The 24,146-nt window shown below is 40.3% G+C and carries 23 protein-coding genes and 2 pseudogenes; 12 read left to right on the forward strand and 13 right to left on the reverse strand.

Features of this window, described 5'->3' with window-relative positions; genetic code table 11:
- Nucleotides 1–35 precede the first annotated feature (35 nt).
- Complete coding sequence (locus tag AC5YCE_RS06915) at nt 36–1,004, forward strand: asparaginase (protein ID WP_496171503.1); 969 nt, start codon at nt 36–38, stop codon at nt 1,002–1,004.
- Nucleotides 1,005–1,018: 14 nt separating this feature from the next.
- Entirely contained in the window at nt 1,019–1,816 is a 798-nt protein-coding gene (gene truA / locus AC5YCE_RS06920) for a tRNA pseudouridine(38-40) synthase TruA (protein WP_496171504.1), read from the forward strand.
- A gap of 115 nt (nt 1,817–1,931) precedes the next feature.
- On the opposite strand, the gene AC5YCE_RS06925 is transcribed toward truA, so the two are convergent.
- Nucleotides 1,932–2,939, reverse strand: coding sequence for an AraC family transcriptional regulator (locus AC5YCE_RS06925; protein ID WP_496126660.1), 1,008 nt, complete (start codon nt 2,937–2,939; stop codon nt 1,932–1,934).
- 229 nt (nt 2,940–3,168) lie between these two features.
- Between AC5YCE_RS06925 and infA the strand changes: the two genes are divergently transcribed.
- Nucleotides 3,169–3,390, forward strand: coding sequence for a translation initiation factor IF-1 (gene infA / locus AC5YCE_RS06930; protein WP_004692529.1), 222 nt, complete (start codon nt 3,169–3,171; stop codon nt 3,388–3,390).
- A 102-nt stretch (nt 3,391–3,492) separates the two neighbouring features.
- Here infA and AC5YCE_RS06935 read toward each other — a convergent pair.
- Nucleotides 3,493–3,698: pseudogene (locus AC5YCE_RS06935) on the reverse strand (lysozyme inhibitor LprI family protein); the annotation flags it as partial.
- Between the two features lie 126 nt (nt 3,699–3,824).
- Between AC5YCE_RS06935 and AC5YCE_RS06940 the strand changes: the two are divergent.
- Nucleotides 3,825–4,337 carry a hypothetical protein gene (locus AC5YCE_RS06940; protein WP_496171505.1) on the forward strand — a complete coding sequence of 171 codons (513 nt, stop codon included), beginning with the start codon at nt 3,825–3,827 and terminating at the stop codon, nt 4,335–4,337.
- Between the two features lie 166 nt (nt 4,338–4,503).
- Here the strand turns inward: AC5YCE_RS06940 and leuB are convergent, their stop codons facing one another.
- The 4 genes from leuB to leuC all read right to left on the reverse strand — a co-directional run bounded on the left by leuB (nt 4,504) and on the right by leuC (nt 8,488).
- Nucleotides 4,504–5,583 (reverse strand): 3-isopropylmalate dehydrogenase, encoded by a 1,080-nt coding sequence (leuB, locus tag AC5YCE_RS06945; protein WP_496171506.1) that lies wholly within the window; start codon nt 5,581–5,583, stop codon nt 4,504–4,506.
- A 31-nt stretch (nt 5,584–5,614) separates the two neighbouring features.
- Nucleotides 5,615–6,190, reverse strand: coding sequence for a hypothetical protein (locus tag AC5YCE_RS06950; protein WP_496171507.1), 576 nt, complete (start codon nt 6,188–6,190; stop codon nt 5,615–5,617).
- A 94-nt stretch (nt 6,191–6,284) separates the two neighbouring features.
- Nucleotides 6,285–6,935 carry a 3-isopropylmalate dehydratase small subunit gene (gene leuD, locus AC5YCE_RS06955; protein WP_496171508.1) on the reverse strand — a complete coding sequence of 217 codons (651 nt, stop codon included), beginning with the start codon at nt 6,933–6,935 and terminating at the stop codon, nt 6,285–6,287.
- A gap of 104 nt (nt 6,936–7,039) precedes the next feature.
- Nucleotides 7,040–8,488: a 3-isopropylmalate dehydratase large subunit gene (leuC, locus tag AC5YCE_RS06960; RefSeq protein WP_496126655.1), complete on the reverse strand. Its 1,449-nt coding sequence runs from the start codon at nt 8,486–8,488 to the stop codon at nt 7,040–7,042.
- A gap of 256 nt (nt 8,489–8,744) precedes the next feature.
- On the opposite strand from leuC, the gene AC5YCE_RS06965 reads away from it, so the two are divergent.
- Together AC5YCE_RS06965 and AC5YCE_RS06970 are read left to right on the forward strand one after the other, a co-directional pair.
- The gene (locus AC5YCE_RS06965; RefSeq protein WP_496126654.1) at nt 8,745–8,981 is read left to right on the forward strand and encodes a DUF2061 domain-containing protein; all 237 of its coding nucleotides are present in this window, start codon (nt 8,745–8,747) and stop codon (nt 8,979–8,981) included.
- A gap of 370 nt (nt 8,982–9,351) precedes the next feature.
- Nucleotides 9,352–10,212, forward strand: a complete 861-nt coding sequence (locus AC5YCE_RS06970; protein WP_496171509.1) for a LysR family transcriptional regulator — start codon at nt 9,352–9,354, stop codon at nt 10,210–10,212.
- 102 nt (nt 10,213–10,314) lie between these two features.
- On the opposite strand, the gene AC5YCE_RS06975 is transcribed toward AC5YCE_RS06970, so the two are convergent.
- The 4 genes from AC5YCE_RS06975 to AC5YCE_RS06990 all read right to left on the reverse strand — a co-directional run bounded on the left by AC5YCE_RS06975 (nt 10,315) and on the right by AC5YCE_RS06990 (nt 13,967).
- Complete coding sequence (locus tag AC5YCE_RS06975; protein WP_496171510.1) at nt 10,315–10,872, reverse strand: MaoC family dehydratase; 558 nt, start codon at nt 10,870–10,872, stop codon at nt 10,315–10,317.
- Nucleotides 10,835–12,226: a GntP family permease gene (locus AC5YCE_RS06980; RefSeq protein ID WP_496171511.1), complete on the reverse strand. Its 1,392-nt coding sequence runs from the start codon at nt 12,224–12,226 to the stop codon at nt 10,835–10,837. The genes AC5YCE_RS06975 and AC5YCE_RS06980 overlap by 38 nt, the downstream gene beginning before the upstream one ends.
- A gap of 322 nt (nt 12,227–12,548) precedes the next feature.
- The gene (locus AC5YCE_RS06985; protein ID WP_496171512.1) at nt 12,549–13,040 is read right to left on the reverse strand and encodes a DUF2628 domain-containing protein; all 492 of its coding nucleotides are present in this window, start codon (nt 13,038–13,040) and stop codon (nt 12,549–12,551) included.
- A gap of 276 nt (nt 13,041–13,316) precedes the next feature.
- Entirely contained in the window at nt 13,317–13,967 is a 651-nt protein-coding gene (locus tag AC5YCE_RS06990; RefSeq protein WP_496171513.1) for an HAD family hydrolase, read from the reverse strand.
- Nucleotides 13,968–14,152: 185 nt separating this feature from the next.
- On the opposite strand from AC5YCE_RS06990, the gene AC5YCE_RS06995 reads away from it, so the two are divergent.
- Together AC5YCE_RS06995 and ptsP are read left to right on the forward strand one after the other, a co-directional pair.
- Complete coding sequence (locus AC5YCE_RS06995) at nt 14,153–14,641, forward strand: RNA pyrophosphohydrolase (RefSeq protein ID WP_496126668.1); 489 nt, start codon at nt 14,153–14,155, stop codon at nt 14,639–14,641.
- A gap of 125 nt (nt 14,642–14,766) precedes the next feature.
- Complete coding sequence (gene ptsP / locus AC5YCE_RS07000) at nt 14,767–17,061, forward strand: phosphoenolpyruvate--protein phosphotransferase (RefSeq protein WP_496126648.1); 2,295 nt, start codon at nt 14,767–14,769, stop codon at nt 17,059–17,061.
- Nucleotides 17,062–17,124: 63 nt separating this feature from the next.
- Here ptsP and AC5YCE_RS07005 read toward each other — a convergent pair.
- Nucleotides 17,125–17,295: pseudogene (locus tag AC5YCE_RS07005) on the reverse strand (DUF7230 family protein); the annotation flags it as partial.
- Between the two features lie 262 nt (nt 17,296–17,557).
- A complete protein-coding gene (locus tag AC5YCE_RS07010) occupies nt 17,558–18,457 on the reverse strand; it encodes a LysR substrate-binding domain-containing protein (protein ID WP_496171514.1) in 900 nt (299 codons plus the stop codon).
- A 138-nt stretch (nt 18,458–18,595) separates the two neighbouring features.
- Here AC5YCE_RS07010 and AC5YCE_RS07015 point away from each other — a divergent pair, with 138 nt between their 5' ends.
- From AC5YCE_RS07015 to AC5YCE_RS07030, 4 genes are all read left to right on the forward strand, one after another.
- Nucleotides 18,596–19,510 (forward strand): NADP-dependent oxidoreductase, encoded by a 915-nt coding sequence (locus AC5YCE_RS07015; protein ID WP_496171515.1) that lies wholly within the window; start codon nt 18,596–18,598, stop codon nt 19,508–19,510.
- 81 nt (nt 19,511–19,591) lie between these two features.
- Nucleotides 19,592–20,506: an SMP-30/gluconolactonase/LRE family protein gene (locus tag AC5YCE_RS07020; protein ID WP_496171516.1), complete on the forward strand. Its 915-nt coding sequence runs from the start codon at nt 19,592–19,594 to the stop codon at nt 20,504–20,506.
- Between the two features lie 14 nt (nt 20,507–20,520).
- Entirely contained in the window at nt 20,521–21,321 is an 801-nt protein-coding gene (locus tag AC5YCE_RS07025; RefSeq protein WP_496171517.1) for an SDR family NAD(P)-dependent oxidoreductase, read from the forward strand.
- A gap of 92 nt (nt 21,322–21,413) precedes the next feature.
- Complete coding sequence (locus AC5YCE_RS07030) at nt 21,414–21,896, forward strand: hypothetical protein (RefSeq protein WP_496171518.1); 483 nt, start codon at nt 21,414–21,416, stop codon at nt 21,894–21,896.
- A gap of 182 nt (nt 21,897–22,078) precedes the next feature.
- Here the strand turns inward: AC5YCE_RS07030 and AC5YCE_RS07035 are convergent, their stop codons facing one another.
- A complete protein-coding gene (locus AC5YCE_RS07035; protein WP_496171519.1) occupies nt 22,079–23,737 on the reverse strand; it encodes an acyl-CoA dehydrogenase family protein in 1,659 nt (552 codons plus the stop codon).
- Nucleotides 23,738–24,146: the final 409 nt, after the last annotated feature.

Raw genomic sequence — 24,146 nt, forward strand, 5'->3', positions numbered from 1 at the left:
GTCATTCATGGCTGCTTTTTTGTGAGCACTACTTTATGAAAAAAATTGCACTCATTTATATGGGCGGTACTTTTGGTTGTATTGGTGAGCCTTTGAGCCCTATGCCAGAAATTGATTTTAAACCGCAATTAAAACGAATTTTACCGCAACATGCCCAAATCGAATTTTTCACTGCACATACGGTGAAGGATAGCAGTGCTTGTACAGCTTCAGACTGGTTACAACTGACTCAACAAATTCAATATCTACACACTCAAGAATATCAACACTTCATTGTGATTCATGGTACAGACACCTTGAGTTACGCTGCCGCCACCCTAAGCCGATTCTTACAACAAAGTAGCCATGTCATATTGACGGCAAGCCAATACCCATTACTGAATGTAGAAGGCAACGATCTTCGAACATTTACCGATGCGCTGGAAAACCTGAACACAGCCATTGAAGGAATGTTGAAAGTAGAACCTGGGGTTTATGTGGCATTTCACCATAAAATCATGCATGCCAACTCAGTACAAAAAGTCCATAGCACAGCATTAGACGCTTTTTCAGGCATGAATTATCAGCAACATTTAACTTCACTTCAGCAAAATCCTTTTTTAATTGAAGAACAACACATTCAACAGATCCAGAAACTCAATTTGATCAATTGGACGATACAGCCGATTGAACTTGAACAATTGTCGAAAAACTTAGATGTATTCATTGATCAGGCTCCTGATGTTCTGATTCTGCAAGGCTACGGCACGGGCAATATTGCGGTGAATGATGAAATCCTAGAGAAATTGATTCAACTCCAAAACAAAAATTGTGCTGTGATTTTAGACACTCAAGTGCCTTTCGGGGGACTGGATCAACGCTACGCAGTCAGCCAATGGGTTATTCAAGCCAATATTTTGATTAACAATACCCAGAGTCATGCCGATCTTTATGCCAAAATTTTAAAAATGTATTTACAATACCCCTCTAAGGATCAATGGCATGACCATTGGTATCAATGTTGAAAATAGAGGTCATTATGCAGCGTTTGGCAGTGGGTATTGAGTTTAACGGTATGAATTATCGTGGCTGGCAAACTCAACAAGCGGGCGTCGTTTGTCTTCAAGAAACCATTGAACATGCGCTATCAAAAGTTGCTAATGAACCGATTCAACTGCAAGGTGCTGGTCGCACAGATGCAGGCGTGCATGCAACCAATATGGTGGCGCACTTTGATACTAACGCAATCCGTCCTATTGATGGCTGGTTACTCGGTTCAAATAGCCTGTTGCCTAAAGATATCTCGATTCAATGGGTTCGACAAATGGATCCTGAATTTCATGCCCGCCATAAAGCTCAAGCCAGACGTTATCGCTATGTGGTATATAACCATCAAGTACGCCCTGCCTTGTTACATAAGCAAGTCACACACGTCCATGCCCCCCTCAATATTCAAAAAATGATCCAAGCGGCCACCAAGTTTGAAGGGACCCATAACTTTGAAAGCTTCCGTGCAGCTGCGTGTCAGTCCAATCAACCCGTCAGAACAGTGTCACATTGCCGACTGACTCAACATGGCGCTTATTTGGTTTTAGATATTCAAGCAGATGGTTTTTTACACCACATGGTTCGTAACATTATGGGTTGTTTGCTTGAAATCGGACAAGAGATGTACGACGTTGATCATATTGATGCCATATTCGCCGCTGAAGATCGAAAAGCAGCTGGGGTGACTGCACCACCAGATGGTCTTTATTTCATCCATGCGGACTATCCAGAGCGCTTTAATCTACCTAAGCGACCTTTGGGACCACATTGGCTGAATATGCCTGAATAGATTTCCCCAAATAGACTCAATAGAAAATCAGCTGATTTAGATTTGAAAATTCCGATTTCTTTTTAATGTCTATCAATAAAAATCCCTCCATGTTTGGAGGGATTAAAACGATCAATTAGCGCTGTTTACGTTTTCGATATTCAACAGGCGTTTCATTGGTCCAACGCTTAAATGCACGGTAGAACGTACTTGGCTCAGAAAACCCTGTTAAATAAACAATACGTTCAACACTCTCGTTAGTATTCGCCAAAAGCTTCTTCGCTAATCGACAACGATAGTCGGATAAAATTTGTTGAAAACTGGTATTTGCCTCAGACAACTGCGTTCTTAAACGACGTGGCGTAATATTGAGCTGTGCTGCCACCGTTTCTAAAGTCGTTTCACCACTTTCCAAAGTTGACCCAATCGCACGACGAACTTCACCCACCAGATCATAGCGTGCGAGTTCTTGAAGTTTTTCAATCGCCAGCTGTTCATGCAGTTGCAACAACTCAGGTTCGGCTTGCCAAAGCGGATAATCAAGAATAGAAGAATCAAAGTATAAACGTGTTTCTTTTTGACCTAAACTTACAGGACATTCATAAACGCGCAAGTATTCATCATCAGCTGCACCTTCTTGGAAATTAAAGTCGATATAAATCGGCTCAAAGCGACCCTCTGTAATAAATTTAAAGAATCTTAAAATTCCCGACAGCGCGCATTCAGAAAAATGTCGATTGACCAAACTGTCTGCCCAAGGCTGAACACCATTGGTCAAATAGCAACGATCATCATCAATCACCAATTTGGCATGAAATGCATCGGAGATTAAACGTTGGTAAGCCAAAGCACGTTTAAGCCCCTCACCAAAATTTTCAGATGAAATAAAAAGGTGCTCAATCACTTGTCCACGATACAGTGGCAAGTGTTCACCAAGATGTAAACCAATGTCTGGATCCTTGCTGACTTCTTCTGCCGCAACCCAAAAAGCATACTGTGCGCTCAATGGTGTACGTGCATTTTGATCAACTTGATTCAAGGCAACACCGGCTTTTGTTAATATTTCTTCGGTCGGCAATCCAGCACGACGAATCGCTTGATAGCCTAATCGCAAAACAACCGAAGCATCAGTTAGCTGACTCACGCAGTGCCCTTCCTTGTATGTTATTAATATTTACTTAAAACTTTTAATTTAGATTACAGTCGATTGACCAAACTGACAACACAGTTAAGCATATTTTTGTTTAATTATTTTATTTGTTTGTTCGCCTATTTTGACTACAGATACATTCACCAAACAGCGTTTAACCTTGTATTTTCCCATTTTTTTGACTATAATTTGCGCCTTTCCAATTTGATCTATCAGGTAGGCTATGGCCAATAAAGAGGAACTTATCGAGTTCGAAGGCGTTGTCACCGAAACGCTTCCTAATACTATGTTCCGTGTACGTTTAGAAAACGGTCACGAAGTAATTGCACACATTTCTGGTAAAATGCGTAAACACTATATTCGTATTTTGACTGGCGACAGTGTTAAAGTAGAAATGACTCCTTACGATTTATCTAAGGGTCGCATTACTTACCGTGCACGCTAAGTGTTAGTAAGCGAAAAGCCACGTTAAGTGGCTTTTTTTGTGGCTCTTTTTTATCGGTGTAAAGCTGATGTTTTACATCCAAGCGTTATACATTCCCCTCACGCGTTCTCGAATCCAGCTGAATTGTGAAGTTTTCAGAATGGCTTTTTGATGACTGTTTAACTTTGTTCGTAACAGTTGATAATTTTATTTAGCTCGGCATCCGTACTTGCATATACTTTATTCGTACAGTAAATGTCATCGTAAGTATTACGTGCCTGATCACAATGATCCGCATAAGTGACACCTGACCAAACCACAGCCACCATCAAAAAAGTATTTTTTCATATTTTCTAATCACTGCTTATTATTCATTTTTATACGCGTCTTTGACGACTTTATGTATTATGACTAAACAGCAAAATGAAAAATGAAAAATGTTATATCTAGAATAAATGGCTCACGATTCGGAAGCGATTCAAAAAGGACTGATCTATAACGATAATCGATGCAAAAAGGCATTTCCAATGAAGCTATACGTCAACCCACCTACAAAACTACTTTTATACAGTTATAGTCGATTGGCTTTCATCATTTGCATTGGTCTTACACTCAGTGCTTGTCAAATAACTCATCAGCAAAATAAACACAGTCTTGCGCTCTCTCTCAATCAATATGTCGGGCAAGACATCAACCAGCTGAAACAAAATTTCAATCTTGACGCTTTCGACATTCAACTCAAACCCAACCCAATCATTACACCTGAACGAGCAATTTTCAGCTTTGATCGTATGCTGAGTCTTCCTATCCCTGCTGGAAATATGGTCATGGATAGCCGTGGCGTCATGATCCCTGTACAGATTGCTTCAGCCGACAATAATTACAAGACCAAGCAACCCTGCAATCTCATTTTTGTGTTGAAAAATAATAGTGTGCAATCTGTATCAATGAAAGGTAAAGCTTGCTGAGGTACGCAGATCAAACGACTGTTCTTATAATGACTGTTCTTATTTAAAATGATTTTGAATGAAATACTGATCTATGTTCAAAACAACTCAAATCATCTAGATGATTAAGCATAAAAAAACGCAGCCAAAGCTACGTTTTTTTTAACTTTTCAAGAAATCTTTTGAATTAGTTCAATGCAGCAACAACAGCTTGACCCATTTCAATCGTACCCACCTTGTTCATGCCTTCAGACATAATATCTGCTGTACGTAAACCTTGGTCCAATACATTGCCTACTGCATCTTCAATTGCTTTTGCAGCCGCTTCTTCACGGAAGGTATAACGAAGCATCATTGCAACAGATAAAATTGTCGCTAATGGATTTGCAATATTTTGACCTGCGATATCTGGTGCAGAACCATGACATGGTTCGTACATGCCCTTACCATTTTCATCTAATGACGCCGATGGCAACATACCAATTGAACCTGTCAACATTGCAGCTTCATCAGACAAAATATCACCAAATAAGTTCGATGTTACAATCACATCAAACTGTTTCGGTGCACGCACCAACTGCATTGCCGCATTGTCGACATACATGTGCGATAAGTTGATTTCTGGATATTCAGCTTCTTTTAAAGCTGTGACAGTTTGTTTCCAAAGTTCAGTGACTTCCAGTACATTCGCTTTATCCACTGAACATACTTTACCACCGCGAAGTTGAGCCATTTCAAAGGCAACTTTAGCAATACGATTGATTTCAGACTCTGAATAGACGTCAGTGTTGAAACCTTGCTTTTCGCCATTTTCAAGTTCACGAATACCACGTGGCTGACCGAAATAAATACCACCCGTTAATTCACGAACGATGAGGATATCCAAACCAGATACAATTTCAGGCTTCAAGCTGGAAGCATCTGCCAATTGCGGATAAAGAATCGCAGGGCGCAAGTTCGCAAAAAGATTAAGTTCACTACGTAATTTCAATAAGCCACGTTCTGGGCGAATTGAGCGCTCAATGGTATCCCATTTTGGACCACCCACAGCGCCTAATAAAAGTGCATCGGCTTTTTGAGCTTGTTGAGATGTGATTTCTGGATAAGGTGAACCATGTGCATCAATCGCTGCTCCACCTAAAAGACCTTGTTCCCATGTTAAACCTAAATTGAATTTTTCATTCACACTTGTAAGAACCTGCTCAGCAGCTTTTACAATCTCTGGACCAATACCATCACCAGCTAAAATCAAAATATGTTTAGACATGAGTTATTCCATTTTTAATGTTAGTTCTAGACTAACGGGATTTAAAATTTTTCTTTTCTACAAACTCACCCAAACCATTGAGTACGTTATACGGTTTGCAGAAACGACGTATGGTTCGCTTTTCTTGCTTTAAATCAACACAAAGCGGTTCTGGTGCTGACATATTAAGCAAGCTTCCTCTCTCTCTGCTTCGCTCTCGAAACATATCAAGCGTATATTGAGTTTGTGCATTAAACCGATGAATCAAATGAAGTGTTTCCGCTTTATCTTTTGAAATCGGATAGAAACGAACGACAACCTCATGTTGACCAGCAGGGACTGAAAGATATAAGACATTTGAATGATTTAAAGAATTGGCTTTTAGACGCACAATTCCTGCTTTCACTGCCTTGTTATCTAATCGTTGAGTTTTTGAATCGATCACAGGGGTTTGATTCAAGCGCTCGAACTCACAGGCCGCTGTGCCAGAACAGTAAATTAAGGCATTTAACCTACTTTGCTCTGTTTCTTTCACGTGTTTAATACGTGCTGTATCAATACTTTGACAACCGACTAAAGTTGACGCAGTAAGTCCAACTACAGCTAAGTGTTTAAAAACTTTCGCCATGACGTGGGCCCAACCTCGCTCATTCTTGAAAATATTGAAATTATTTTCGAATGATATTAGCAAGAGTTAAGCCCTACGGCTAGGGCATAAACGATTAGCCACGAATCTCTTGAAAAACCCAAGGACGACTTGCTTTGGTTTTTTCTTCATAAGCACGAATGTCATCGCCAGCTTGTAAAGTTAAACCGATATCATCTAAACCATTGAGTAAGCAATGCTTACGGAACGGATCAACTTCAAATTTAAAGCTTTCACCCGATGGTGTACGTACTTCTTGTGCTTCAAGGTCAATCGTAAGTTGATAACCTTCAGTCGCGAAACATTCTTTAAAGAGTTGATCAACAATCTCTTCAGATAAGATCACAGGCAACATGCCGTTTTTAAAGCTATTATTAAAGAAAATGTCCGCATAGCTTGGCGCAATCACGGTACGGAAACCGTATTCTTCCAATGCCCATGGCGCATGTTCACGGCTTGAACCACAACCAAAGTTTGCACGTGAAATTAAGATTGAAGCACCTTGGTAACGTGGTTGATTCAACGCAAAATCAGGGTTTTTAGGACGTTTAGAGTTATCTAAACCCAAATAACCTTCATCCAAATAACGTAATTCATCAAATAAGTTTTCGCCAAAACCTGTGCGTTTAATGGACTTCAAAAACTGTTTTGGAATGATTAAATCGGTATCAACATTGGCACGGTCTAATGGTGCAACGATACCTTGTTCAACGGTATATTTTTTCATTGTCTTTATTCCTAAAGAATATCATTACTTTAAATCTCCCCTAACCCCTCTTTATATGAGAGGGGAACTTCCCCCTTTTCTAAAAGGGGGACTGAGGGGGATTTTTAGAAACTGCGTACATCAACAAAATGACCTGCAATTGCAGCTGCCGCCGCCATTGCTGGGCTGACCAAATGCGTACGACCGCCATTCCCCTGACGACCTTCGAAGTTACGGTTAGAGGTTGATGCACAATGCTCACCCGGTTGTAATTTGTCAGCATTCATTGCTAAACACATTGAACAACCCGGCTCACGCCATTCAAAACCTGCTTCAACTAAAATCTTATCTAAACCTTCAGCTTCTGCTTGCGCTTTGACTAAACCAGAACCCGGAACCACCATCGCTTGTTTGATGGTAGAAGCAACTTTCTTACCTTGGGCAATTTTTGCAGCTTCACGAATATCTTCAATACGAGAGTTTGTGCACGAACCAATAAATACACGATCTAATTGGATATCAGCCAAAGCCTGACCACCATTTAATCCCATATAGTGATATGCACGTGTCCAGTCATTACGTTGTACATCATCTTTGGCTTGATCTAATGTTGGTACTGCTTGAGAAACAGGAATCACCATCTCTGGCGATGTACCCCAAGAGACTTGTGGTTCAATCTCTTCACCTTGTAATACAACCACTGTATCAAAGTGTGCATCTTCATCAGAATGTAATGTATTCCAATATTCTACTGCGGCATCCCACTGCTCACCCTTAGGTGCATATGGACGACCTTTTACGTATTCAATGGTTTTTTCATCAACAGCAACCATACCCACACGGGCACCGCCTTCGATTGCCATATTACAAACCGTCATGCGGCCTTCAATCGACATATCACGGAAGACTTGACCACCAAACTCAATCGCGTGACCTGTACCACCCGCAGTACCGATTTTACCGATAATCGCTAACACGACATCTTTAGGTGTTACGCCCTGACCTAATTTACCGTCAACACGCACCAACATGTTTTTCATTTTCTTTTGAACTAAACATTGGGTTGCCAATACGTGTTCAACTTCTGATGTGCCGATCCCATGTGCCAAACAACCAAACGCACCATGCGTCGCCGTATGTGAGTCACCACATACAACAGTCATACCCGGCAACGTTAAACCTTGCTCAGGCCCAACCACGTGTGCGATCCCTTGACGAACATCGTTAATGTCAAACTGAACAACATTAAAAGTCTTACAGTTATCATCTAAAGTTTGCACTTGAATACGTGAGGTATCGTCTTCAATACCAGAGATGCCTTCAGAGCGCTCTTTTTTAGAAGTCGGTACGTTATGGTCTGGTGTAGCAACGTTGGCACTTAAACGCCAAGGTTTACGACCCGCCAATTGCAAGCCTTCGAACGCTTGTGGAGAGGTTACTTCATGTAATAAATGACGATCGATGTAAAGTAATGCTGAACCATCATCACGTTGTGTTACTAAGTGATCATCCCACAATTTGTCATACAAAGTTTTTGCTGTTTGTGTTTTTACTTTTTGGTTTTCGCCTGCCATGTCGATGTGCTCCACTGGACTGGGTAAATTCTGTCATTAAATTGATTATAACCACGAATTAACATAAATCTAATTTATCATTTTTATTAGTTTATAAACTTTTTGGAATGCTAACTTCCCAATAAATATTCTCTAAAAATCGAATGAAACCCAATCTAAAAAATCGATTATTGTATTCAAAATATACTTCTTTACATTAATAATGAGAATCATTACTATTTAATCAACAAGACATTTAGCTTTAAAGGAACATCACATGATTCACGTTCAAAAATTTGTTAACAACAATCAACGTATGTTTAAAAAGACCTTAAGCTATTACATTATGCATATGTTAGTCGCGATGTTAGTCGGGTATTTGGTGACAGGTAGTATTGCAATGGCTGTCGCTCTAAGCCTACTAGAACCGACGATTCAAGCTGTCGCTTTCTTTTTCCATGAAAAAGTTTGGGAACGTAAAGATTCAAAGCAACGTGAGGAAGCCACTGTTTAAGATATACATGTCGATGTTCCTCTGGAACCACCCATATTGGGTGGTTTTTTTTATGGTCTTTATTTAACTCTGTCTTTTTTTCAATTCTTGTCTTTATTCAATTCCTGTCTTTATCCCACTCTTGTCTTTATACAACTGATGTGAGGTTTATGCGTGATGTTAAAAAATTGATTGCACCTCAACACCCTTACTCAAGTATGCAAAATTTTATTATTCAATGAATCAAATGATTCAAGTAAAGACATTCAAATTTGCACTCACATGATTAAACGTCCAGTTTTAAATCAATGGATACAACTTTTGCTTTGATTTATTCTCTAAATAGCATAACAATACAATTATGCATAAAAATTTTTTATAGGTATCGATCATGAACCTTGCTGCCTTTGAAGCCTTTATAAAAGTCATGGAAACTGGGTCAATTTCTATGGCAGCCGATCATCTGTTTATTACTCAGCCTGCGGTGACCAAACGTATTCACAGCTTGGAGGATTATTTTGGCGTAAAGTTGTTTGAATCTGCAGGTCGTGGGGTTCAAGCCACGCATGCCGCGCATTCTTTACTGCCCAAAGTTAAAAACTGGCTGAATGAACTGGGTGATATTCACCATACCTTAAGTCACGATCAAACCCAAATTAAAGGCAAGCTTAAGATTGGCACCAGCCATCATATTGGCTTGCATCATTTGCCTGCGCATTTAAGAGCGTATGTTCAAGACTTTCCAGAAGTGACATTAGATGTGCATTTTGTCGATTCTGAACAAGCGCATGAACAAGTGCTTGCAGGAGATTTGGAACTGGCATTTTTAACTTTGCCGCCGAGTTTAGATGATCGCTTAAACTATGTGCCACTTTGGAATGATCCTCTGGTTTTTGTCGCTGCTGCCTTTCATCCTTTGGCGTCTGAAAAAAATCTCAGCTTAGAGCACCTGATGCAATATCCAAGTTTACTGCCAGCCTCGCATACTTATACGGCACAAATTACTTTGGCTGAGTTTGAGAAAAAGGGCTTAAAACCTAAAGTTACTATGAGCAACAACCCACTTGAATCGATTCGAATGTTGGCCTCCATTGGACTGGGTTGGTCAGTTCTGCCGAAAACCTTGGTCAGTCAAGATTTGGTAACTTTAGATTTAGATTTAGAAATGAAGCGTCAATTGGGCATGGTTTGGCATCCTGCTCGTACCCAATCTAAAGCAGCGAAAGCACTGGTTGATTTGATGATTGATTAAGCTTTTAAAACATTCAACATTTTCAGCCCCAAATGCCATCTTTATGACGGCATTTTTTATTTCTATGACTTTTAGATCTACTTCTGAAATGATTGAATACTGTTAAACATTTGTTGTCGCTGCATCCAATGCCGCCTGCCCTGCGTCTGTCGGAGTCGGTACGTATAATTCCGCTGCACCCTCTATCACCCTTTCACCCTTGATGGTGCAAATGGTGTCCAAGTAAATCCGCTTCCGTTCAGTGTCCACTTTGGTGACTGTCGCAATAATATCAATGGTATCACCGACATAAACTGGCTTTAAAAAGCGTAAATTATGACTGACATAAATCGCACCAGGGCCGGGTAAGTGCAAACCAAAAATTGGTGAGAAAAAACTGGCAGTTAAAAAACCATGTGCAATAGGACGTTTAAAATTGGTTTGTGCTGCATAAGTTTCATTATGGTGTATAGGGTTTTTATCACCGCATAATTCAATAAATTGAGCCACTTTTTCAGCATCTATCGTGCGGGTTAAAGTATGGGATAAACCGACATGGAAGTCATCTATATGCGCCAATTTCATGTTGAGTCCTTTAAAAATGTTTGCAGGACGGTTTAAAGCGTCCTGTAAACCAGTCTGCTTAGAATGAGCCGAACAATGTCCCCAAAGTAATGGCAACCGTTACCGATACCATTGGAATCAATACGGTACACATCGCCACATTGCCGTAAGACTGTTTGTGCGTCATACCACAAATGGACAATAAAGTGATGACCGCACCTGAGTGAGGCAAGGTGTCCAAACAGCCTGCTGCCAAAGCTGCAATACGGTGTAATAATTCAGGGCTGATGCCTGCCGCATTGGCCATGGCTAAGTAATCGGCCCCCAAGGTCGATAACGCAATCGACATCCCACCAGAAGAAGACCCTGTAATACCTGCCAAAATGTTCATTGCGATGGCTTCTGAAATCAAGGGATTGCTTGATACATTTAACACCATGTCACGAATAATGATAAAACCAGCCAAGGAAGCAATGACAGCGCCATACCCTACTTCAGAAGCGGTGTTGAAAATCGGCAACATTGAACCCAAAGCCCCTTTGTTGACGGTTTCTTTGAGGTTGTTCCATTTGCCCAGTCGTAACACAATCAAACTTAAACATGCCACCACTAAGGCAATCACCAATGCCCACAAACCGGTTTGTTTGCTCGGATCTAATTTTGGATAGAGTTCTGTAAACGAGGTGAAGTCCATGCTTGGAAAAACGATGTAAGTGAACAAAGCATTGATACCTATCACCAACAGCAAGGGTAAAAATGCCAAGAATACGGGCATGTGACCTTGAGACGTCACGCCGTCTTCTAACTTTTCTCCTTCTTGGGTATCAATACCGTATCCTTCTCCATTTCTATGGGCTTTATTGGCGCGGCTTTGTAACCACATACAACCTAAACCAAACATGATCAAACCCGAAATGATGCCAATACCTGGAGCTGCAAATACATTGGTCCCAAAAAAAGGAATCGGAATCGCATTTTGAATCGACGGCGAACCGGGTAAAGCGGTCATCGTGAAGGTAAATGAGCCCAAAGCAATCGCACCTGGAATGAGGCGCTTTGGAATGTTCGCCGCTTGGAACATGGATTTGGCAATCGGGTATATGGCAAAAGCCACTACAAACAACGACACCCCACCGTAAGTCAACACACCACATGCCAATACCACAGTCAAAATGGCACGTTGATGCCCTAATTTATTCATGATTGAGTTTGAGATGCTGGATGCAGCACCTGAATCAACCATGAGTTGTCCGAATAAGGCACCCAATAAAAAAATAGGAAAGAATTTTAAAATATAGCCGCCCAAAGCCGACATAAATGTTTCAGTGTACTGCGGCATCATGTATGCCATGTCACCAGACAGTAAAATGGCAACGGCCGCCATAATGGGGGCCAAAATCAGTACCGAAATCCCTCGATAGGCGAAAAACATCAGTAATGCCAATGAGATGATGATTGCTAAAGTGCCCATAACTTCTCCTTGTTTTTTATTTTGTCGTTATCCATAACGATTTTTTCTAATAGACCTTGAATCATGCCCTCCTGATTGACGTGGCATCGTCTTGATGCAAAGGCAATGATACAAGTCAGTTTCACCTTAGCATATTGATTTTAAATTGAGCAATTGATTTTATTCGATTAATAACTAAACTTATCCACTTGATAATTTCTGGATGATGCCTAGATTGCCTTAATTGATCTGATGGCTAAGTCATATAATCAATTCTGTCATCTGATTAAGATCTTAAATAAAAAAACCTTCAATTTTGATGACTTTTTAATGACAGTTCAGATTAATTTGCCATAAATGCATAAGCGGTTAAGCTCACAATGATTAACAATGTAGTAGTGCCCGCCCAAATATTAGTACCCCCTTGTTTTTGCAACTCTCTTAAGACATTGGAACCATGTAGATGTACTTTTTTGATATCTGCGATTTTCTTTTCCGAAAACTGCTTATACATTCCATTTCCATACATTCCCAACATCGCAGAAATGATCAGTCCTGTTGAAGTGGTTTGAAATCCCCAATATTCGGATATGAAACCTATCAGAATAATTAATCCGATAAAGCCAAAACCCACGGCATACATCTTTCTGTAAAACAACCAAGCAAAACTAAAGAAAAATGCAGCCCAGTTAAAACCACCAATTGGCTTCTTAGGCGTGATCTTTTCGAAATTTTCTTTGTAATACTTCTGGTATTTTTCTCCAATGAACTTTGTCATTTCACGGTCGTAGTGATTCGATTTTGAAGCTGTATTTAGAGTTTGAGGATTAGACATAAAAAAACCAATTTAAATTCCACGTATTTAATAATTCTTATAATTTGTTACACGACCCGAATCCTACTTAAGGAAATGAGATCATTCATCTTGAGACTTATCCATCATTTTTGAGCATAGAAAAGTCTATGCTTTGGTCTGATAACACTAAAAACTAATCATAAAATTACATTTAGCTTATGGTTTTAAAGAAAAATCCTTATCCGCGATTCGGGTTATATTTAGCGAAAATAAGTAGCAACCAAATGCTACTTATTTTTAGAATCTAAGAAACCATTAAATCGACCAATCCTGAATATCCCATCCTTGATCTTTCGCTAATGCTTCGAGTCGATCATCAGGATTCACTGCAATTGCATGGTCAGCGTATTCCAATAAAAAACGATCATTAATTGAATCTGAATAAGCCCAAGATTCAGTGACATCGCGCCCTTCAAGCCACTGATCTAAACGGGTCAGTTTGCCTTGTTGATAACACGGCGTATTGATGACTTTACCCGTATATTTTCCATCGACCACTTCTGCATTGGTGGCAATAATTTCCGTAATACCAAATTCACGGAAAATCGGTGCAGTAATAAAATCTGAGGTTGCTGTAATCCCAACAAGTTGATGTCTCATCTCTTTATGACGTTGAATTGCTTTAAAACCTTCAGGGCGCATTTGAGGTCGAATTACTTTTTTCATAAACAACTGATGTAACTCAGTTAAATATTCATTGTCATGCTGGGTTAAAAATTCAAATACAAATTCGTTATAAGCAATTGGATCTAACTGTCCAGCTTTATAGTCATCATAAAACTTGTCATTCATCGCACGGTGTCGAACTGGATCAACCAAGCCTTCATTGACTAAAAACTCGCCCCAAGAATGGTCAGAGTCGGTATTTAATAAGGTGTGATCTAAATCAAACAACGCCAATTTCATGAAAATACTCGTTCAAACTGAAATTTAAGAAAAAAAATGTAAATCTATCACCGCTAACCGATAGAAATTCGTTAAGATCATAGCAATTTTAAAACATTATTACTTTGAACTTTTCGAGTTGGGCATAGACAGTGGACGCCCCCGAAACCAAAGTCAACGAATTTAATAAATTTTTAGGTAGCCAAATGATCGACTCAGAAGGTTTCCGACCCAATGTCGGGATCATTTTGGCAAATGATATTGGTCAAGTTTTATGGGCAAAGCGCATTGGTCACAATGCATGGCAATTTCCTCAAGGAGGTATCCATTTTGGAGAAACTCCTGAACAGGCACTTTTCAGAGAACTCAGAGAAGAAGTCGGGTTATTACCAGAGCACGTTCAAATCATAGCGCAAACCGAAGGTTGGCTGCATTATCGTTTGCCACTTCGATACATCAGGTCTGACTCAGATCCTGTGTGTATTGGACAAAAGCAAAAATGGTTTTTACTCAAATTAGTAGCTTCAACGAATCATATTCGATTGAATCTCAACGACCCGCCAGAGTTTGATCAATGGCAATGGGTGAGTTATTGGTATCCGCTTGGTCAAGTGGTGAACTTCAAACGTGATGTTTACCGTCGAGCCATGCTAGAACTGTGTATGCAATTGCCACAGCCACATGTTGAAAGATAGATTCGGATCTGTAATCTTTCAAAACTGTGCTCGAGGTTAATCAGTGACTCAATTCAAATTGAGCGCTTTAAACTGTTATATTTTGAATAATTAGACACTTTAATCTATTAAAGGAGCACATCTTCATGTCGAACATGCAACTAGACTCTTTACGGCGCATTGTCCAAGAGATCAATGCATCCGTGAGTTTGCATGAATCTTTAGAAATTATGGTCAATCAGATTTCTAAAGCGATGCATGTTGATGTGTGCTCTATTTATTTACTTGATGAACGAAATCAACGTTTTGTGCTCATGGCAACCAAAGGCTTAAATCCTGATTCAGTCGGCAATGTTTCATTGCAACTGGGTGAAGGTTTAGTCGGATTGGTCGGTCAGCGTGAAGAAATTGTCAATATTGAAAATGCCTTCAAACATGAGCGATTTGCCTATTTCCCCGAAACAGGTGAAGAAATCTATAACTCATTCTTAGGCGTTCCAGTGATGTATCGCCGAAAAGTCATGGGTGTACTCGTAGTTCAAAACACTGAACCACAAGATTTTAGTGAAGCAGCGGAATCTTTCCTTGTAACACTGTGTGCTCAACTTTCAGGGGTGATTGCGCATGCCCATGCTGTTGGCAATATTGATGTATTTCGCAAACCGTCCAACTCTCCAACCTATAAAACTTTCCAAGGTTCATCAGGTGCAGGTGGTATAGCGCTCGGTCGCGCGTTGATCTTGTATCCGCCTGCGGATTTGGCTGCTGTTCCAGATCGTGAAGCTGAAGACATCAGTGAAGAACTCGAACTTCTAGATCAAGCTGTAGACTCGGTACGTGAAGAGATTCGTTCGCTCGATGAAAAGATGCAAGATTCTCTCATGTCAGAAGAGCGCGCGCTATTTAGCGTATTCCTTCGTATGTTGGATGAAAATGCACTCCCTGCCGAAATCAAAGATATCATCCGTGATGGTAACTGGGCTCAAGGTGCGGTCAAGCATGTGATTGATCGTCATATTGCCCTTTTTGCACAAATGGAAGATGACTACTTACGTGAACGTGTTGCTGATTTAAAGGATTTGGGGCGTCGTATTCTGGCTTCACTTCAAGAAGCAGACTCGAGTCATCGTGAATTGAGTGCAGATAGTATTTTGGTTGGTGAAGAGATCAGCACCGCTGCTCTGGTTGAACTCCCTGTCGATAAAATTGCGGCTATTGTCACGACAGAAGGCGCTGCCAATTCGCACATGGTGATTGTAGCTCGTGCGCTCGGGATTCCCACTGTTGTTGGGGTGACCGAACTTCCTGTGAATTCGCTTGATGATGCTGAAATGATTGTCGATGCCTACCAAGGGCGTGTATTCGTCAATCCACCTCGACGACTACGTCAACGTTATAAAGAGATTCAAAAAGAAGAAGAACAAATCGCCAAAGATTTAAAACAATACGAAACCAAAGATGCCATTACACCCGACGGTGTTGCAGTCAAGTTGTATGTCAATACTGGTCTGATGATTGATGTAGTCCGTGGTGTACAACGCGGTGCGAAAGGTGTGGGTTTATATCGCTCAGAAATCCCATTCATGTTGCGTGACCGCTTCCCCGGTGAAGAAGAGCAACGTGCAATTTACCGCCAACAACTCAGTCACTTTGCCAATAAACCTGTGGTCATGCGCACCCTCGATATTGGCGCAGATAAAGACTTACCCTATTTCCAAATTGAAGAAGAAAACTCCGCATTGGGCTGGCGTGGTATTCGTTTTACCCTCGATCACCCTGAAATTTTCTCTGCGCAAATTCGTGCCATGCTCAAAGCCAGTATTGGACTAAACAATCTGCATATCCTGTTACCGATGGTGACCAGTGTCAGCGAAGTTGAAGAGGCTTTATATTTACTTGAGCGTGACTGGATTGCCGTTCAAGAAGAAGAACAAGTCAAAATTAATAAACCTAAAATCGGCATCATGGTTGAAGTACCGAGTGTACTTTTACAAATTGGTGAATTTGCTGAATTGGTCGATTTTTTCTCTGTTGGATCGAACGATTTAATTCAGTATTTACTCGCAGTTGATCGTAATAATCCACGTGTATCTAGTGTCTATTCTCATTTCCATCCGTCTGTTCTACGTGTATTACAACGCTTGGTGCGGGAATGCCATAAATATGAAAAGCCGATTAGTATTTGCGGAGAAATGGCAGGTGATCCACTTTCAGCAATCTTACTGATGGCGATGGGCTTTAATACACTTTCAATGAGTTCGAGTAATATTCTGCGTGTAAGAAAAGCAATTTGTCATGTGCCAATGACCGATGCGGAAAAACTATTAGAAGAAGTGGTTCAGATGAACAATCCATTGATTGTGAAAAGCTGGATGGAATATTATTTCAAACATCACGGTTTAGCGGATATGGTGAAATCAAACCGTATGCTGAGCGGCTAATAATTTAGGACTGAATAACTTAAAGCTCAGTAATTTAAAGCTGAATAAATTTAAAGTGACAAACATTAAAAAAGGGAGATAATCATTCGAATATCTCCCTTTCTTGTGCTTACTATACCCGCGTTTTGCATCTTTCTTACGGTCTACAAACACTTGGCTTTTATTGACTTCATGCATGTGTTTCGCCACAAAGTTGTGAATCACAACTTCTGGCAACGCTTTTTTCTTTGCCATTTCATTTCACCTTTTTGAATACACCCACTTATAGATGTGGATGATGATATTACGCCTATTTGTACAATTTACAAGCACCACTTTTCAAAAAACGAGTGTTTATTTGATATAGAAATTGTACTTTTCAAGGGAGAAACACGATCTAAAAATAGTATACATCCTTAAAAAGGATGAACAAGCAATGTGGTCTTAGATAACGGTGTGTTTACCATCTCTAAAATCTACTTTAAATCATCAATAACTTAATAGAATCAGGTTTGTTTTAACGCAAATTCTCGGTTGCTTGTTTTAACCAATCTAAAAGATGTCTCACCGCAGGTCGCATGCCTCGTTGCCCTAAATGCACCGCATGAATCAAACTTTGAGCAGGCTCAGCCTCAACTTCGAGTTGTACCAACCGCCCTAATGCTAAGTCTTCATACACGTAAACTTGTGGAATCACAGCAATCCCTAAGCCTTTCAAAATAGCTTCACGCATCATATCCATATCATCGACAATGAGTTTAGGCTGAGTCTTATATTGCATGGTCTGACCAGTCACCTTATGAATCAATTGCCAATAGGCATATTCACCATTTGCCTTCCAAGCGATCACAGGAACTTGACTTAATATCTCATCTAAATTGCCATGAAGTTTATCTTTCCACTTTGGATGTGCAACAAGCAATAAATTCATTTTTGCTAATAATACAGGCACATAATCTAAAGGATAATCTAGATTTGTTCTGGCACGAATCACAAAATCTACATTTTCATTATGCACATCGACTGGACGGTTGGATGCCTCTATATGAATATTTACCTTAGGATACATTTCCATATAACGCAAAATTTCGTCACCGATTAAATGGAAATGTAATAACGAAGGTGGAATAGCAATACGGACTAAACCATTCGGTTCATGTTGCAAATGTTCTACTGTCATTAAGGCATGATCGACTTGCGCAAAAATTTCTACACAGCGGTCATACAAAATTTGACCTTGCTCTGTTAAGCGGAAACTTCGGGTACTCCGCTCAATCAACCGAGAACAAAGAGCCTGTTCTAAATCATTGATGTGTCGACTTAAAGTCGCTCTGGACTGTCCTGTCTGACGATGTGCCGCTGAATATCCCCCTGCACTCACCACATCTCGAAATACTTTTAAGCTATTGAGATCCATCTTTTTAAACTCTTATCTGTATCGTTTTTGGAATAATGATGCTTATTTTTAACTCTTCTCATTCTATTTGTACAGACTACAATTCAAATATCCCTTCAAAATTTAAACACTCAATTATTCAATAAAGGATAAATCATAATGAAAAGTAAAATTCTCATCGCACGTCGTTATGGACAAGCTGATGTTTTAGAAATCGCTGAAACAAATCTCCCTCCTTTAGCAGCTGGCATGGCACGTATCCAAGTTAAAGCCGCAGGTATTAACCCAATTGATGCGCGTCGTATGACAGGCGAGTTCAAACATGCAGAAATGCCTCAAGCCTTTGGTACTGAATATGCAGGTGTCATCATCGATATAGACGGACAACAATCCCAATGGAAAGTTGGCGATGAAGTATTAGGTTCAGGTGGTGGTTTTACCCATGCCTCAGTGATTGACGTACCGGTTAGTTTTCTTGTTGCTAAGCCTAAAAATCTCGATTGGTCAACTGCTGGAACTTTGGCAGGTGTTGCACAGACTGCGATGACCATTTTAGATGAAATGGGTCCTGTTAAATCACTCCTTATTCACGGTGCTTCAGGTGGTGTAGGTTCAATTACGGTTCAATTGGCCAAAGAAAAAGGAATGAATGTTGTTGCAACCGCATCTGCCAAAAATCAGGATTATTTAAAAGAACTCGGTGCAACGCCTGTCGTTTACGGCGAAGGATTAGTTGAACGTTTAAAAGAAGTACACCCTGAGCCTTTTGATGCATCTATCGATTTGGCCGGGAATGAAGACGCGACTCAGGCCTCGTTAGCCACAGTGAAGTCTGGTGGTTTCATGGGATCAACAGCAGGTCGAAAACTGTCTTCTTCCAAAATCCAAGCCGTTTGGGTGAAGAAAAAACCATCTAATTTAAAATACGTTGTTGATCGTGTTGCTGATGGTCGCTTTAGTTGGGTGGTGAGCCGTGAATACCCATTCAGCGAAGCTGCCAAAGCTTATGATGACATCCTAAATGGTCATACTCGTGGCAAAAGCGTTTTAGTTTTTGATCAAACTTCTGAATAAAAAATAAATCACATCACTGAGTACAAACTGTCAAAAATGTACTCAATCAACACATGAGAATAATAAACGCAGGAGAATAATATGGAATTCAAAGTATTTGCTGAGTATTTGGAATTTCCTGAAGGTCCAGTCGCTTTAGAAGATGGCTCTGTACTCGTGGTAGAACTCAAAAGCCAGCAATTGAAAAGACTCTATCCGAATGGTGAACAAAAAGTTATCGCAACTGTTCAAGGTGCACCCAATGGTGCGGCACTCGGCCCAGACAATACCGTGTATCTAGCCAACAATGGTGGCATGTCTTGGGAGGAACATGACGGTTTAATTGCTCCAGGACCACAACCTGAAAATTTCATTGGTGGACGTATCCAAATCGTTTCTGCTGAAGGCATCGTCAGCGACTTATATACACATTACGAAGATGGTCCGATTCTCGCCCCCAACGATTTAATTATGGATGGACAAGGTGGTTTTTATTTCACTGATCACGGTCAGCGCCGTGAACATGATATGGACTTAGGTGCACTCAGTTATGGTCGACTCGATGGTAGTTCAGTCAAACGTTTAGTCAGCCCTCTGTTTACCCCCAATGGTGTCGGTCTTTCACCTGATGGCAAACGTGTTTACATCGCAGAAACCATTACCGGACGTATTTGGTGGTGGGAAGTCACAGGGACTGGTGAACTTAATCTTGAAAAAGGTGCTCAACTGTTGATTGGTCTAGGCGGTTTTACATTCTTCGATTCACTTGCAGTTGATGCTGAGGGCAATGTCAGTGTCGCAACAATGCCCAAAGGCGGCATTACCACCATCTCACCACAAGGTGAAGTGATTGATTTCTTCGAAGTGCCCCTCAAAGACCCCACTGTCACCAACATTTGTTTTGGTGGTTCTGACCTAACAACAGCCTATATCACAGCTTCAGCGACAGGTCGTTTGTATGAAGTTCAATGGCCAAGAAAAGGCTTAAAACTCCCATTCTCTAACAATTTAATTTAATCAGGACAATAAAAATGAATACTCAACAATTTGAAAATAAAATCGTATTGGTCACTGGCGCAAGTTCAGGTATTGGTAAAGCAGCGGCCTTAGAATACGCAAAACGTGGTGCAACGGTAATCGGTGTAGCACGCAATGAAAAAGCAGGTGCAGCACTTGAACAAGAAGCTCAAGCAGAACAACTTAAAGTTGATTTCTTCAAAGCGGATGTCAGTGATGAACAGGAAGTAGATGCATTACTTGCTTATATTGAAGAGCAATATGGTCGCTTAGACATTGCCTTTAATAATGCAGGCATCTCTGGCGTACACGCTCCCATTGTCAACGCAGAAAAGAAAGATTGGGATCATATTATCTCAGTCAATTTAACCAGTAACTTTTTACTCATGCGAGCTGAAGTACGTTTAATGCTGAAAAAAGGCAATCAAGGTTCTATTGTGAATACCTCATCCATTGGTGGATTAACAGGTGCTTCAAATCTTGCTGCTTATGCTGCATCTAAATCAGGTTTAATTGGTCTCAGCAAAGTGGTTGCAATGGAATATGCCCGCTTAGGGATACGTGTCAACGTTGTCGTTCCAGGGTATACCATTACCCCGATGACCGATAAAACGGCAACGATTATCTCAAACTTTGAAGAGCACTCTCGTGAAGCAACTCCAATGCACCGTGGTGCTGAACCTCTAGAAGTTGCACATTTAGCATTATGGCTTAGCTCCGATGAAGCTTCATTCGTCACAGGTCAAGTTGTTGCAGCTGACGGCGGTTACCTACTCAATGGCATGCCACTGGCTGAAAAACCAACCGTCTCTTAATCCTTAACAATAAAACAGACTACAACTCAAGGTTCAGCCCGATGTTTGGCTGAGCCTTATCTCCCCTCATCCTTAAAAAGAAGGAAAAACTCATGAGTAAAATAGAGAATACAATCTTCGCAGATCACTTTGTCTCAGGTCCTTATGAGCGTGTATTTTTAGCGCCATGTCAAGAACAGCAATACATTCGTAACTACATTGATTACTTTAATGGTGAAGTTGAATATATATTCCATTTGGAGGAATATCATAATTTGATGGTCGTCGGCTTAAGATCGAGTTTAGGGCACGTTTCACTGGTCGTGATTCAGCCTGAACAATTGGCAACTTTGCCTGATTTTATTCAGGAAACCAAAATCATGTTTGTGGTCGATGATATCGAAGCGGTTTACCGTAAAGCAGAGAAAAATAATATTCCTGTTTTACAAAAACTTACCCCTAATATTATGGGTGCTCAAGGACGTTTAGAATTAGCACCGGGATATATCGTTGAGCTTGCTGAAGCAACCAATGAATCGTTATTTCACCCAGATTTATCGAGTCTCGGTTTAGGTGAAACACAACCTTTAAAATAAAAATTTGTTTACTCATGAATATTTGTTTACTTATGAATACAAGCCCTAATCTCAACGCTCTTAAGTTTTCATTGATTGAGATTAGGACTTTTACATTTCAATTTTTTGATGTTAACGCTCATTACCATTCTATTTTCGATAAAATAAAAAAGTCATTTCAGAATTCATCTACAAATGTGTTTTCACATTGAATTCGCCAACGCTCTATTTAAAATACGATCTACCTCGATATGATCACTGTTAAGCATACCAACCACTTGCCCATGAAAGGGTTGATAACGCGTTTGAATAAATGCATCTGAGACAAAATCAGGTGCATATTGCTTGAGTAAAACTGCCTGAGCCAAAACCACCAAACGCGAAACCAAGCGACGTGCACTGAATTGCAACGCATCCCCACTCACTGAACTCAACATGTTAAAAAGTGATTGCAGTTCTTCCTGTAAAATTGGCTCTTGAGATGCGACATCAGCAAATGATCTGAATAAAACCTCTATAGATTCACGATCACGTTCAATCACACGCAGCACATCCAAGCACATAACATTGCCAGAACCTTCCCAGATCGTGTTCACAGGTGCTTCTTTAAATATCCGTGCCATGATGCCATTGTCAACATAACCATTGCCGCCAAACACTTCCATCATTTCACCTGTCAGTTCCACTGTGCGTTTGCATACCCAAAACTTTGCAGCAGGGGTCATGATTCTTTTCCACGCCAAACACAATTCATCATCGTTTTCATAACAATGGGCTAGATGGAAACTTAGCTGAACAGCTGCCTCTGTCTCCAAAGCCAAGTCAGTTAAGACTGCTTGCATCAACGGCTGCTCAGCCAATACATGACCAAACGCTTTGCGCTGTCTCGTATAAGATAAACACTGGACCAATGCCTGTCTCAACATTGCACTTGAACCCACCACGCACGTGAGACGCGTATAATTTGCCATTTCGATAATGGTCGGAATTCCTCTGCCCGCTTCACCGATCATGATGCCCCAAGCATCTTTGAATTCAACTTCAGAACTAGAGTTACTTCGGTTACCCACCTTTTCTTTTAAACGCTGAATGTGAATATTATTTTTAGTACCATCTTCAAGCCAACGTGGCACAAAAAAACAGGCCAAACCATCTTGCTCTGTTTTTGCGACCACCAGATGTGCATCACACATCGGTGCAGAGAAAAACCATTTATGACCGGTCAGCAAATAAGCTTTCCCACGTCCAGAGTCTGCAACTGGGACAGCAAAGGTTTCATTTGCACGAACATCTGAGCCTCCTTGCTTTTCAGTCATCCCCATACCGATCCAAATCGATTTCTTCTGTGCAATAGGCAAATCCCTTTCGTCATATTCAGTTGAAAGTAATTTCGCGCCTAGCTTTTGCCAAAGTTCAGGTTCTTTTTGAATGAGTGGAATACTGCCGAGTGTCATCGAATTTGGACATAGATTTCCACATTCCACCTGACCACTGAGATAAAACTTAGCCGCCCAATCGACCCAACCTGTTTGCTGAGTAAAATTTAAAAATGGATGTGCATGCACGGCATATTTACGATTGAGCGCCATCCATTTGTGCCATGAAGGGTGAAACTCAATAAAATCTAGACGGCGACCACGTGCATCAAAGGTATGTAAGATCGGTGTATGTTTATTGGCTAAATCTGCGTGTAAATAAGATTCCGTTGTACCCACGGCATGCCCAAATTCAGACAAATGTGCTTCATTACGACTGTTATAGCGTCGCATCATCTCGAGAAGAACTTGATCAGTTTCATAAAGATTATAGCCTTGTCGCTCATCGACTTGATTGCTTATTTGGTGCGTTGTCCATGCGTTCATCTTCAGTTCTCTACATGTATTGTTGCTCTATTGGCAACCAGTATAAGAAAAAAATAAAGTTGCTGTATGCGGCTTTAGTGAATAATCAGTATGAAAAATATTCTCTTTAGTTTTATATCTGGGCTAGATGAAAGGGTTTTCTAAACATGATTCTTGTTCTATTACAAAATCTAATTCTGATTCACAAATGATCAAGCATTTAATTCATGATTCAGAATTTTCTGAACAATTTTAAATGTTAAATGAATGATCGTTTTTCAATCAAAAACAACAACATTTCACATTTTAATCAAATAACAAATAAAGCATCACTTAAATTTTATACAAGCTCATCTCTCATATTCCATGTCTACAACCACTTGTTATTTGAAATATTTATTTTTTAATAATCATAAATCAAAAACTTGAG

Source organism: Acinetobacter sp. CY79 (genome assembly GCF_059515845.1).

What these genes read in the sequence shown, in the direction of transcription:
- AC5YCE_RS06915 (WP_496171503.1), top strand. Translation starts at nt 36, where the DNA reads ATGAAAAAAATTGCACTCATTTATATGGGCGGTACTTTTGGTTGTATT.
- truA (WP_496171504.1), top strand. Translation starts at nt 1,019, where the DNA reads ATGCAGCGTTTGGCAGTGGGTATTGAGTTTAACGGTATGAATTATCGT.
- infA (WP_004692529.1), top strand. Translation starts at nt 3,169, where the DNA reads ATGGCCAATAAAGAGGAACTTATCGAGTTCGAAGGCGTTGTCACCGAA.
- AC5YCE_RS06940 (WP_496171505.1), top strand. Translation starts at nt 3,825, where the DNA reads ATGGCTCACGATTCGGAAGCGATTCAAAAAGGACTGATCTATAACGAT.
- leuB (WP_496171506.1), bottom strand. Translation starts at nt 5,583, where the DNA reads ATGTCTAAACATATTTTGATTTTAGCTGGTGATGGTATTGGTCCAGAG.
- AC5YCE_RS06950 (WP_496171507.1), bottom strand. Translation starts at nt 6,190, where the DNA reads ATGGCGAAAGTTTTTAAACACTTAGCTGTAGTTGGACTTACTGCGTCA.
- leuD (WP_496171508.1), bottom strand. Translation starts at nt 6,935, where the DNA reads ATGAAAAAATATACCGTTGAACAAGGTATCGTTGCACCATTAGACCGT.
- leuC (WP_496126655.1), bottom strand. Translation starts at nt 8,488, where the DNA reads ATGGCAGGCGAAAACCAAAAAGTAAAAACACAAACAGCAAAAACTTTG.
- AC5YCE_RS06965 (WP_496126654.1), top strand. Translation starts at nt 8,745, where the DNA reads ATGATTCACGTTCAAAAATTTGTTAACAACAATCAACGTATGTTTAAA.
- AC5YCE_RS06970 (WP_496171509.1), top strand. Translation starts at nt 9,352, where the DNA reads ATGAACCTTGCTGCCTTTGAAGCCTTTATAAAAGTCATGGAAACTGGG.
- AC5YCE_RS06980 (WP_496171511.1), bottom strand. Translation starts at nt 12,226, where the DNA reads ATGGGCACTTTAGCAATCATCATCTCATTGGCATTACTGATGTTTTTC.
- AC5YCE_RS06985 (WP_496171512.1), bottom strand. Translation starts at nt 13,040, where the DNA reads ATGTCTAATCCTCAAACTCTAAATACAGCTTCAAAATCGAATCACTAC.
- AC5YCE_RS06990 (WP_496171513.1), bottom strand. Translation starts at nt 13,967, where the DNA reads ATGAAATTGGCGTTGTTTGATTTAGATCACACCTTATTAAATACCGAC.
- AC5YCE_RS06995 (WP_496126668.1), top strand. Translation starts at nt 14,153, where the DNA reads ATGATCGACTCAGAAGGTTTCCGACCCAATGTCGGGATCATTTTGGCA.
- ptsP (WP_496126648.1), top strand. Translation starts at nt 14,767, where the DNA reads ATGTCGAACATGCAACTAGACTCTTTACGGCGCATTGTCCAAGAGATC.
- AC5YCE_RS07010 (WP_496171514.1), bottom strand. Translation starts at nt 18,457, where the DNA reads ATGGATCTCAATAGCTTAAAAGTATTTCGAGATGTGGTGAGTGCAGGG.
- AC5YCE_RS07015 (WP_496171515.1), top strand. Translation starts at nt 18,596, where the DNA reads ATGAAAAGTAAAATTCTCATCGCACGTCGTTATGGACAAGCTGATGTT.
- AC5YCE_RS07020 (WP_496171516.1), top strand. Translation starts at nt 19,592, where the DNA reads ATGGAATTCAAAGTATTTGCTGAGTATTTGGAATTTCCTGAAGGTCCA.
- AC5YCE_RS07025 (WP_496171517.1), top strand. Translation starts at nt 20,521, where the DNA reads ATGAATACTCAACAATTTGAAAATAAAATCGTATTGGTCACTGGCGCA.
- AC5YCE_RS07030 (WP_496171518.1), top strand. Translation starts at nt 21,414, where the DNA reads ATGAGTAAAATAGAGAATACAATCTTCGCAGATCACTTTGTCTCAGGT.
- AC5YCE_RS07035 (WP_496171519.1), bottom strand. Translation starts at nt 23,737, where the DNA reads ATGAACGCATGGACAACGCACCAAATAAGCAATCAAGTCGATGAGCGA.